The organism is Helicobacter jaachi, from assembly GCF_000763135.2.
In the GTDB taxonomy this organism is placed as follows: Bacteria; Campylobacterota; Campylobacteria; order Campylobacterales; family Helicobacteraceae; genus Helicobacter_C; species Helicobacter_C jaachi.
In genome coordinates this window covers 33,084-44,455 of sequence record NZ_JRPR02000008.1, presented here as the reverse complement: position 1 = coordinate 44,455, position 11,372 = coordinate 33,084, and the positions used below count along the sequence as shown (strand labels likewise).

At 36.5% G+C, this 11,372-nt stretch carries 13 protein-coding genes and 1 pseudogene; all 14 read right to left on the bottom strand.

Annotated features, from left to right (window positions below; all coding sequences use genetic code 11):
• Positions 1-279: 279 nt before the first annotated feature.
• Positions 280-561, bottom strand: coding sequence for a helix-turn-helix domain-containing protein (locus LS71_RS08215; RefSeq protein ID WP_034357220.1), 282 nt, complete (start codon positions 559-561; stop codon positions 280-282).
• A gap of 54 nt (positions 562-615) precedes the next feature.
• Positions 616-849 carry a type II toxin-antitoxin system YafQ family toxin gene (locus tag LS71_RS08210; RefSeq protein WP_069723528.1) on the bottom strand — a complete coding sequence of 78 codons (234 nt, stop codon included), beginning with the start codon at positions 847-849 and terminating at the stop codon, positions 616-618.
• Complete coding sequence (locus LS71_RS09405) at positions 842-1,051, bottom strand: hypothetical protein (RefSeq protein WP_153227280.1); 210 nt, start codon at positions 1,049-1,051, stop codon at positions 842-844. Before LS71_RS09405 ends, LS71_RS08210 begins: the two co-directional genes overlap by 8 nt.
• A 172-nt stretch (positions 1,052-1,223) precedes the next feature.
• Positions 1,224-1,379 (bottom strand): hypothetical protein, encoded by a 156-nt coding sequence (locus tag LS71_RS09485; protein ID WP_194145685.1) that lies wholly within the window; start codon positions 1,377-1,379, stop codon positions 1,224-1,226.
• A 2-nt stretch (positions 1,380-1,381) separates the two neighbouring features.
• Positions 1,382-1,822: a hypothetical protein gene (locus LS71_RS08205; protein WP_052058182.1), complete on the bottom strand. Its 441-nt coding sequence runs from the start codon at positions 1,820-1,822 to the stop codon at positions 1,382-1,384.
• Between the two features lie 10 nt (positions 1,823-1,832).
• Complete coding sequence (locus LS71_RS08200) at positions 1,833-2,621, bottom strand: TaqI-like C-terminal specificity domain-containing protein (RefSeq protein WP_052058180.1); 789 nt, start codon at positions 2,619-2,621, stop codon at positions 1,833-1,835.
• A gap of 84 nt (positions 2,622-2,705) precedes the next feature.
• Entirely contained in the window at positions 2,706-3,581 is an 876-nt protein-coding gene (locus LS71_RS08195) for a CfrBI family restriction endonuclease (protein ID WP_034356516.1), read from the bottom strand.
• Positions 3,571-4,779: a DNA-methyltransferase gene (locus tag LS71_RS08190; RefSeq protein ID WP_052058178.1), complete on the bottom strand. Its 1,209-nt coding sequence runs from the start codon at positions 4,777-4,779 to the stop codon at positions 3,571-3,573. Before LS71_RS08190 ends, LS71_RS08195 begins: the two co-directional genes overlap by 11 nt.
• Positions 4,780-4,993: 214 nt before the next feature.
• Positions 4,994-5,512, bottom strand: a pseudogene (locus tag LS71_RS08185) (DUF7149 domain-containing protein); the annotation flags it as partial.
• Positions 5,513-5,634: 122 nt separating this feature from the next.
• Positions 5,635-7,008, bottom strand: coding sequence for an MATE family efflux transporter (locus LS71_RS08180; protein WP_034356511.1), 1,374 nt, complete (start codon positions 7,006-7,008; stop codon positions 5,635-5,637).
• A gap of 102 nt (positions 7,009-7,110) precedes the next feature.
• A complete protein-coding gene (gene kdsB / locus LS71_RS08175) occupies positions 7,111-7,836 on the bottom strand; it encodes a 3-deoxy-manno-octulosonate cytidylyltransferase (RefSeq protein WP_034356508.1) in 726 nt (241 codons plus the stop codon).
• Positions 7,837-7,908: 72 nt separating this feature from the next.
• Complete coding sequence (locus tag LS71_RS08170) at positions 7,909-8,331, bottom strand: GtrA family protein (RefSeq protein ID WP_034356505.1); 423 nt, start codon at positions 8,329-8,331, stop codon at positions 7,909-7,911.
• 99 nt (positions 8,332-8,430) lie between these two features.
• A complete protein-coding gene (locus tag LS71_RS08165) occupies positions 8,431-10,095 on the bottom strand; it encodes a hypothetical protein (protein ID WP_052058176.1) in 1,665 nt (554 codons plus the stop codon).
• A gap of 135 nt (positions 10,096-10,230) precedes the next feature.
• Positions 10,231-11,169, bottom strand: coding sequence for a glycosyltransferase family 2 protein (locus tag LS71_RS08160; RefSeq protein WP_275050996.1), 939 nt, complete (start codon positions 11,167-11,169; stop codon positions 10,231-10,233).
• Positions 11,170-11,372: the final 203 nt, after the last annotated feature.

Here is an 11,372-nt window from a genome sequence, read left to right as displayed (position 1 = left end):
GCTTTTTAGCACTTGGCTTAGTTGTTATTTTGGCATTTGTTAGTTTTGCTACGCTTTTAATCGCCTTGGCTAAATCTGTGCTTACATTTTCTATAATCAAAGTCATTGCATTTCTCCTTAAAAAATTCTTGCTATTGTAGCATAGAATCTAGCGGTTAGATTCTATGAGTTTTATTTCATCTGGGGTTAGGGCGTAGAGCTGGTAGATTATGGAATCTAGTTTAGATTCTAAGGATTTTATGGAATCTAAATTTTTTATAGAATCTTTTGCAAAAATTATTATAAAAATTCGACTTTTAGCTTTTTGCCAAGTGCGTTTGCATACGCCTTTAGGGTAGCAAGACTAGGCGAATTTTTCGCATTTAAGCTCTCAAGACGAGAAATGCTACTTTTAGTCGTATTCATCTTTTTTGCAATCTCTTCTTGCGTCATATTTGCCGCTTTTCTTAAAGAAATTAGCTTACTTTTTAGCTCAAATTCATCGCTCAAACTATCATAAATCGCCCTTACTTCAGGGTTTTTCAACGCCTCTTGTTTAAAACTTTTAAAATCTTTTCTCATTTTATCTCCTTTGCTCGCTTTAATGCTAAATCTAGCTCATGCTTAGATTCTAAGCTAAAATAAGTCGCTGTGGCTGCCTAGTGCGATGCACACTAGCACTAAGATGTCTTCGTGTTTTTTATAGATTAAAAGCAAATCGGGCTTTATGTGGCATTCTTCGCAGTTTTTATATTCGCCTTTTAGTTTGTGGTTTTTGTATTGCGCCTCTAAGATTTTGCCCTGTGCGAGTTTGTCAATCACGTTATCAACGAGGTTTTTATCGCTATTTGAAATGCGCACTTTATACATTTTTCATCGCTTTTTTGTATGCCTTAAAGTTTTCAAATGTTTCATATTCGCCATTTTCTAGCTCTTGGAGTGCCGCTTTTAGCGCGCCGCCTTTTGGCTTTTTAGCACTTGGCTTAGTTGTTATTTTGGCATTTGTTAGTTTTGCTACGCTTTTAATCGCCTTGGCTAAATCTGTGCTTACATTTTCTATAATCAAAGTCATTGCATTTCTCCTTAAAAAATTCTTGCTATTGTAGCATAGAATCTAGTGGTTAGATTCTATGAGTTTTATTTCATCTGGGGTTAGGGCGTAGAGTTGCTAGATTACAGAATCTAGTTTAGATTCTAAGGATTTTGTGGAAACCACAATTTAAGACTGGGTAGATAGTTTGCTTCTATTTTTTTAAACTACTATTTTTTTTGCTACCTGAGTTACTTGGTTTGCTTGGGGTGTTTGCTTTTGTATTTGGTGTTTTTGTCATAATAGGACTAGACACGCCATCTTGGATTTTTGCACTACCAGTATTTGCTTTATTATTTTGATTAGACATATTTACTCCTTGTTACAGAAATATATGGTGACGATTGTAGCAAAAATTATTAAAGTTATAGCAAACATGACGAGAGACACAGAATTGCAAAATATACCTGCATTTGTCCAACGACTTTTTTTATTAAGTGAATCATTTTTGTGTTGTAAATAATATTCTTCTGCGTATTTTACATCATCTTTGTTTCCTTTGGTGCAAAAATAAAAAGATAATAAAACAGCTATGAGTGAAATGGTATTAGATACTATTAAACATATAACTAAAGTTTGTGTTAAATAATTTAATCGCAACTTTTCTAACACAAATGGTAGCAAAGCAAGGAGTGCAGATGAAATAGTTAAAATCATTTTATCTTGCGATTCTTGATTAGTCTTGATTCTATTATTTACTTCATTCACATAATTTTCATATAGCTTTTGTTCTTTTTTATCATTTTTGCTCATATTTTATCCTTTAAGATTCTATGAGTTTTATTTCATCTGGGGTTAGGGCGTAGAGTTTGTAGATTACAGAATCTAGTTTAGATTCTAAATGTTTTGTGTTGGTTTTAGAATCTCTGCTTTTAGTTTCTAAGATTTCTTTTACAAGTGCAATAATTTTATCGTGGATATTTTGGTCAATATCTTTGGCTTTTGGCACAGGAAATTTTTCTACATATTGATTAGAAAGCAAAAAGCCCTTATTAGAGTATAAATGCCCTATATGCTTAAAATAATAAAAAATTAATTTTGAATTTAAAAATCCTAATAAATAATACAATTCATCTTGCGAATAACTTATTATAAATGCCATAGAATCTAAAAGATAAAAATCAGATTCTAGAATAAATCTAGGCTCTTGTGTAACTCTTTGCCAGCTTATTTTCTGCTTCTCAAAATCCTGCAAATACGCACAATTTCTAAGATTATAAGGTGTAATTCCTTTATCGGTTCGCTTTGATATTTTTGGATAGAATCTATCTAGGTGTGCTTTTAGTGCTGGGTATTCATCGATATTTATGGGCGGTATTTTTGTTTTAGAATCTATTTTGTAGCCATTATGTGTATTGATTAGCCAAACTCCTGCCCATTTATAACTATACCGCTTTATATCGCGTCCGCGTAAAATGGGCTTTATAAGCTCTTTTGTGCGTTCAAATTCGCTCTTTCCATTAATGATAGAATCTGCCTTTTTGCTGCATTTTTTAAGGATAGAATCTCTAGTTTGCGTATCAATGATAAAGGCAGGATTATAGCCAGTCAAAACGCCACGATAGATAGAAATATCCCATTGCTTTAGTGGAATGCCCTTTGATTCTATCTTTGCTTTTAGGGCGTGAATCTAGCGTTATATTAAATCTTTAAAAGGTATATCTAATTTTTTAAGTATATTTCTAAAATCTTTTATGCAATCTTTATTATTTTTAAGCTCTAAAAATTCAATATTTAAAGCCTTAAGTTGATTTTTATTTTGTAAGCTTAAAGTGTCAGCAATAAAGATATGTGTGTCTCTAGCAATGACTGCATCTGCAGATTCTGGATTTCCCTTACCCATTAGTTTTACTTCGATTCTATATTCTTTACTTTTATTGCTATTATAAAGTTTAAAATCTACTTCTCTATCATAGTCAAGTTCGCCGTTTTTCTTAAAAATTTCACTATTGATAAACTCGCTTTTAACGCCACTTCTTTTGCATAATTCTAACATTAAAGGCTTTTCTACCCTTTTACCTATACTGCTCCAAGCTCCACCACGCAAAGCAATTTTTTTAGTAGCCAAAGCATTAATTACAAGTAAGCTTTCATTCAAATTTAACTCCACAGCTATATCTTTATAAGAAATTTTTATGCAAATTCCTAATTTTTCACCATCATTCCCCAAAGATTCTAAAACAGATTCTAAATAATCAATATTTACATTTGCCACATTTATCATAATTTCTTTTGTAGCACTGCCATAAATATTACTTATAGTTTTTTTATTCATACCTGCAAATATCGCTGCTTGGCTAGGTTCAATATTCTTATTATTTATAAAATGCTCTTTATACCATTTTAAATTTAGTTCTTTATCATTCATTTTTGCGTTTAAAATTTGCTTAAAAAAATCTAGGCTAAAATCTAAAAATTCTAAATTTATAACATTAACTACCTCTTCTCTATAATCTTGTCCGCTTAAAAGTTTTTCTATGGTTTTTTCAATAATAATTTTATCAAATCGCATTGAATCCACCTTGTTTAAGCAACTTTGCATATTCTAAATTTTGCTCACATAAAAGGGGGATTCGCCCCATTTTTACAGCTACCTTGCCAAAGGTCCCACTACCAGCAAATGGGTCGCACACTACATCGCCTTTAAAAGAATAATATTTCAAAACTTTTTCACAAAGCAAAGGAGGAAAAACTGCGGGGTGATTTTTGTTAGCCTTGGGACTAATATACCAGCAATTTGTAGAATCTACTTCATTATCATTGATTAAATTTCTATCATATTTTTTAATATTTTTATCAAGTAAAAAGGGCGAGTTCTTACGATACACTAAAATACTCTCTGTAATGCAATTTGGTTTATAGCTTAGAGCCTTTCTTGTTTGCAAATATCCAGCTATGCGATTTGGCACAGAGTATTCAGGCTTTATCCATATTATTTCATCAATAAAATAAAATCCACTTTCACACAAGATTCTATGAAAATCAAAATGTATAGGATAGCGTATGCTCTCAAACTCTCGCCCAGCTCGCTTTGTAATCACAGGAGAAATATTTATTAAAATAAATCTACCATCTTCTAAGATTCTATAACATTGCTTTAATGTCTCTTGCATAGAATCTAAATAGCTTTTATAGCTTACATAATCACTATAAAGCCTAGCATTATAATAAGGTGGCGAAGTAAAAATAAGATTAATTTGTTTATCTTGTATTTTATCAAGAGTTGTGCGATTATCACCGATTAAAAGTGATGGCTTTGTGATTTGCTTTTGTAAAGATTTTTGTGCGATTTTGCTTTGCTTATATTCGTAATATTCAAACATTTTTTGCATAACTTCATTTTGGTAAAACTCTAGCATTTTATCCCTTAGAATCTTAAAACGAATATCATTTTTTGACTTATAAAGACAAGTGCGAAACATTTGATAAATCACTTCCATATAATGCTTACTAAAGGCTTCTTTGGCTAAAAATTCATAAATTTTATCATTATTTGTTTGTCTGCCAATAGATGAGGTAATTTCTCGTTTTAAGTCAATCTCTTGCGTGGTAGAAAAAAGATTTATAAGCTTATCTAAATTAGAATCTGATTTTTCAACTCCTAGTTTTTTAATAGATTCTATCGTTATATTATTTATAATATTTTTATTATATAACTCTAAAATATTGTCATTAAATAGATTGTTTGTAAAAAAAGATTCTGTAGTCATTTATAAAGCCTTAAAAAAATAACTAGATTATATCTTATCTTTGAATATTTTCAGAAAACTTGCAAAAATTAGCAAATCTTGCAATAATAAAGCATGCCTTGCTTTTAATAAGCGTTATTATGCCTCTTGTAAATACTCATCAAGTCCTAAGATATAAAGCAGCTCGTTATAGAATCTGCTAGATTCTATAATTTATCATTTTCAGTTATAGAATCTAATAGTTTTTAGAATCTAAAATGCGTTTTACTTCATCATAAAAAGTTTGTGTTTTCATATCATTAGAATCTGCATTTTTAAATAGCGAATTAGGCTTATTACATTCGTTATAGAATCTTTTAAATTCCTTATTTTGATAAAAAAACTTTTCAAATTCTCGCGCATGAAAAATATAAAAACGATAAAAATCCGTGATAATGATAAAGCTAGGATAATGATTACTCTCGCGCTCGCGAAAATAATAAAGTATCGCTTCATGCAGCGACTTCACATTTATATTTTGTGATGTGATAAAATCTTTAGAATCTGGCTTTTTTGCTTCAATTATCACTTTGACTTTATTTTCGTGCATTAAGGCTAAGTCGATTTCGCTATTATTTTTTTGCTTATACCCTGTGTGCGCTTCAAATCCTAGCTTTTGAAAGAATGGTTTTAAGGCATTTGCTACAAGCGCGCTTTCATTTTGCATTTTTAGATTCTCTAAATCATGCAAATATTTGTCTAAATGCGCCTTAAATTCATTAGTCTCTAGTGCATTATTTTCTAAACAATCAGACTGCCCCCCCCCCCGCTATCGAGGTTTAGCGTAAGTCGTAAATCCATTTTGTTCATATTTCCCCTTTTAAAAATTATTTTGCGCTAACTTCTGCGCGCTAGCACACCATAGTGCGCCTCATAGCATATCACGCCCACCACAACCACACTTGAGCAAAGAAGTGAAATCGGATAAGAGAGCCACACGCCAAACACACCATAATAATGCGATAGCACAAAAAGCAAAATGCTAATAAAAATAAGATTATACGAAAGTGTGATAATAAAAGAGCTTTTTGGGCGCTGAATGGATTGAAAAAATATCGCACTCACCACATTTAAGCCTAGCAGCATATACCCGCTAAAATACACTTTCATCGCCTCAAGCGTTGGCTCTAAAATCATCTCCTGCCCTTCTTTTAAAAATAATTTTACAAGATACGCATCTATGCTCATAAACACAGCATACACCGCTACGCCAACCAAAGTTGAGAAGCCAACGCCAAAGGCATAGATTTTTTTCACCCGTGCCATATCGCCCGCGCCATAATTATAGCTCGCCACAGGCTGCACGCCCTGCGCGCAAGAAAGCAAAATCGTAAAGCACACCACGCCCACATACATCACAATACTATATATCGCAAGGTAGCTCACGCTCTGCTCCTGCGTATCTGCTAGGGATTTAAGCGTGTGATTAAACATAATCATCACAAATGCCACACTAAGCTCTGAAATGCTCTGTGGGATACCATTTTTTGCCGAGGCAAGCACAGCATTTATCGAAAAGCGCCGCACAAGATATATCCGCCCTACTTTGCGCACAAAATGGCTAAGCAAAATGCACATACCAATCCCATGCCCCATAGCCGTAGCCAGCGCAGAGCCAAACATACCTAGCTCCCAAACAAACAAAAACACATAATTTAGCACAATATTTGATAAAGACCCTGCAATCATAGCCACCATTGCTAAAATCGGACGATTATCATTAATCACAAACACATCAAGCAAAGGGTGAAGTATCATAATAAACGAGCTTAAAAAAATCACTTGCAGATATTCCACCACATAGGGCATTACACGCTCATTTGCTCCAAGTGCTAGCGCAACCTCATCAACATAAATAAAAAGGATTAAGCCAATGAGGATTGAAGAAATAGCGGCAAAATAAAATACCGAGCTAAACATAAGTCGCGCGCGATTATCCTGCCCTTTGCCCAAAAAATATGCCGCAATTGACGCCGCTCCCAAGCCAAAAAGCAGCTCAAAAGCAATGAGCGCAGGAAATATAGGCCAGCATAAGCCAATAGCCGCCAGTGCGTCCTCTCCTAGCTTTTTGCCCACAAAAATGCCATCAAATGTAGAATAAGTCGAAAGTGCGAGCATAGCGCACAAATTAGGAATAAAAAAATGAAAAAATAGCCTAGAAATGGAGCTTTTACGCATATCGACTTTGCTTGTTGTAGCTGCTGCAGCCATTTATCCCCTCCTATTTACTCGTTTAAATTTGCACTAGATTCTATAATACAGAATCTACAAACTCTCCAAATGTATCGCCCATTCAAGCAGATTCTATAAATCTTAAATCCCGCGCAAGCTTTTTAGCGCATGCTCATAATCTTTAGGCGTGTCAATGCCCACACTTTGCGTCTGCACCACTGCCATAGCAATATTTTTGCCATGATACAAAGCGCGCAGTTGCTCTAATTTCTCAATTTCTTCTAGCGGGCTTTTAGGCAGGGCGCAAAACTCCTGCAAACTCTTAGCAAAAAATCCATAAAGCCCTAAATGCCCTAAATATGGATAATCCTCCAACGCCTCACAATGCTCATCGCGACAAAATGGAATAGGCGAGCGTGAAAAATAAATCGCCTCATTATGCGCATTTAGCACCACTTTAACCAAATTAGAATCCACAATCTGCTCTTTTTGAATGACTTTGGCAAGGCTTGCCATAAAGGGGTTTTTTTCACGCATAAGGTTTATAAGCGTTCTAACCACGCTAGATTCTATAAATGGCTCATCAGCTTGCAGATTTATCACTACTTCATCTGCGCTTAAACCTAGCTTTATGCTTGCTTCAGCACATCTATCAGTGCCACTTGTGTGCGCTTGGCTTGTCAGCACGCATGGGATTTTATGCGCTTTGCAAGCAGATTCTATACGCTCATCATCGCACGCCACCACCACTTCGTCAATCTGCTGCGCATTAAGCGCGGTGCGCACCACCATAGGCAACCCACCTATATCGCACAGCACCTTTTGCGGAAATCGCGTGGATTGCAAGCGCGCTGGAATAATAATCATGCCCCCTCCTTAAAGAAATATTTATACTACAAATATTGCAAGCTTATGCGCCACAATAAGCCCAAAGTCGTTTTAGTTTATAGAATCTGCATTTATAGAATCTGGCTGCTTAGGCTTTTTGAAAGCCCAAAATCGGCTCATAGCAAATCCCACTGCTACATAAAATGCGCCGCCAACAATTTGGCACAAATACACATTCCATTCAAAGATTCTATAACTTAGCATCATAGCAAGCAGCTGCACGATATACGCCACACCCATAGAAATGGCAAAGCGAGGTAAATCGCGCTTATGCGAGCTTGAGGACGCAAAAGTAAAAGTTTTATTAAGGAAATATGACACGATAAAGCCCACGATGTAGCCTAGCACATTTGCCACTTCAGGCACAAGCCCGCACCATATGAGCGCAAAAATTATCCCATATCCCACGCAGGTATTTATAACGCCCACACAAAGATATAATATGCCCGCTTTATGCAAAGAACGCTCTTTCATCGCCCTCTCCTAAACTTATGCGAATTTTGTGAAAAGGGCTATTCTACCACAAAGCGTTTAACTCCAAAATAATGCGCATAAAAGCCTCAAGTAAAACCACTAGCGCACGCGTAGGACATAAAAATGCAGCGGCAGACTATAAAGATTATGCGAAATGACACTATCCCCGCGCGCTAGTCCAAAAGATGTAAGCAGTTTCTTAAGCCATGACTTTATCCCAAATAGCGGCACATTGTAGCCATAATCTGCCTCAAAAATCACATCAGCTTCACTAAGCAGTGCGGGGGTATCAAAGTTATTTTCACTAAAGGGCGTTACAATCACAATGTCCCCGCTGTGCTTTGGTATGCTCACATCATTTTTAAACACACTTAGCCTTGCATTTTCATCGCCTCTGCCCTGCACGCGCACATCTGGGACTTTATCGCTAAAAAAGTCATAATCACTCGCCCCATAGAATCTAAGCCACCTATCAAAGCTCACATACACTTCCACGCCATTTACTCTATCCACGCCCTCAAGAAATATGCGCGTATTTGGGTATTTGTGCGTATAATCACTCATAAATTGCAAGGTGGCTTGAAAATTATTTGGCACAAATTTATAATGCGCAAAATGATAGATAAAAGCAAACATACTATTGCCCACAAAAAAGCACAAAAGCACGATAAGCCATATCTTACCGTATAGAATCTGCCACCAATTATAAAAGCAGTAAGCTATCACCACAAGTCCAAAAATATATGCTGGCAGGCAATAATGCAGCGAGCCGCCAAGCCGTAGCACAAAATATTCTAATAAAAGCGTGCAGCTAGCAAGAATTGCGCTATCAAGTAGGGGATTAAAGCCCTTTTTGCGCACAAAGAGGGCATAGATTCTATAAAACAGCGCGCCAAAGGTCAGCCCATACAAAAATGGCTCATGGCATAAGCCCATAAAGCCCATTTTTAAAATCACTAGCCAACTCTCATAGTGTGTCTCTCCATAGCGCCCGCTAGTGTCTTTATACGCAAACATAATCGCGCAATACACCACAAACCACACAAGCGCACTTAGCATAAGCCCAATATGCAGCCCTTTTAGGCGAGCGCTTTGAGATTTCCACCCACACACTGCCATACCAAAGCCAAAGGCAAACACCATAGCAAAAGCCGTCTCTTTGTAGTATAGCGCGATATTAGCACATATAAGGCTCATTATAAAAGCTAGATTCTGTAAAGTGGCTCTATGGGCGTATTTGCAATCCCACACAAAGGCATAAGAGAGCATAAAAAGGCTTAAAAATACAAATTCCATACGCTCTGGCACAAAAAGCCTAAGCCACGCTGTAGCAAATGCTGGCGAAAAAAGTAGCACTAAAAGCGTGATGTCTATGACAAAGTGTAGCTTGTTTGGGCGCGTAGATTCTGTGCAAGCTTGCGTGAAGTTTGCTTGCGCAGAGCTTATTTGTGCAAAATTTAAGTGCGTAGATTCTGTATCTTGCTGCAAAATAATGGGCAAAAGCACTCTTAGAGCATAGCGCAAAGCACCAATGACTATAAGCACACACAGCGCGTTAAAAGTATAAAATACTGCTGCATTGGGCGCAAAGATAAGGCTTAAAAGATTAAGCTCTTGCCCATCAAGCGGATAGAATCTGCCTATGCTAGGCTGAATAAAAAATGGAATAATCTCGCCCCTTAGCAGCGTCTCTACTAAAGTATGGTCATCAATCACGCCAAAATTTGCGCCAAAAGCCACGCAAAACGCATAAACACACACCACACACCAAAAGCAGCCATTATAGAATCTAGTAGCCTTTGGAGAGGGGTTTTTAACTAAAAGCTGCTGCCCCCCCCCCCGCTAAGTTATTTTTGAAATACACTCACACTCCTTTGAAAGTAAATTTTAAAGAGCGGATTATACACAATCTTTGGGAGTAAGGATAGATTCTATGTAATATCTAGGGCGGTGCTTAGATTCTGCATAGATTTTCCCAATATATTCGCCAATAATGCCAAGGCTAAGCAGCTGAATTCCGCTAAAAAAGCATAGAGGCAAAATCGTAGAAGCCCAACCAAAAATAGCCTTTTGCGTGAAAAATTTAATAAATAGCACATATCCGCCATAGCATAAAGAAAAGAGGAAAAATATAAGCCCTAGCATACTCACAAGCCTAAGGGGCGCAATAGAAAAGCTTGTAATCCCACTCCACGCAAAACTTAGCATCTTTGCCCAAGAATATTTTGACTCGCCTGCAAAGCGCGGTTTAACATCAAAATAAACTCTCTCTTGCTTTAAGCCCATATCCATAATCACTCCGCGCAAAAATAAATTCACCTCTGGATAGCTTTTTAGAATCTGTAAAGCCCTAGCGCTAAGCAGGCGATAATCGGCGTGATTTTTCACCACCTTTGTCCCCATAAGATTCATTATCTTATAAAACAATAGCGCGCTATATTTTTTGCTTACAGAATCTGTAACCCTATCATTGCGAATGCCTAGCACAATGTCCGCACCTGCTTTATACTTTTGCAAAAACTCGCTTATTTTTTGTTCATCTTGCTGCAAATCACAATCTATACTAATGGCACAATCACATTTATCGCTTACATATTCTAGTCCTGCTAAAAGTGCGCTTTGATGTCCATAATTGCGCGTGAGTTTAAGCGCGCTCACATGGGCGTATGAGGCAACTAAATGACTAAGTATCGCCCAAGTATCATCGCTGCTGCCATCATCGACAAAGCATATAAAGCTTTTATTTGAAATTTCGCCGCTAGTGATAAGATGAGATAAAAGCTCATCTAATTTTTTATGCGTTTTTGCTAGCACTGCCTCTTCGTTAAATGCTGGAATGACAATGCAAAGCAGCGGATTAACGGGGGGGGGGGGTGGAGTGAGAAAGAGATGGGAGAGAGTATTGCATTTTGCTCCTTTTTCTGTGCTATCGCGTTGGCTTTTAGGCTAAAAACGGCGATTATACGCAAAGTGTTTGGTCATTTATGTTTAATAAACTCCCTGCACACTTTGCTTTAAAGCCCCGTTTTTATCTCTAAAAT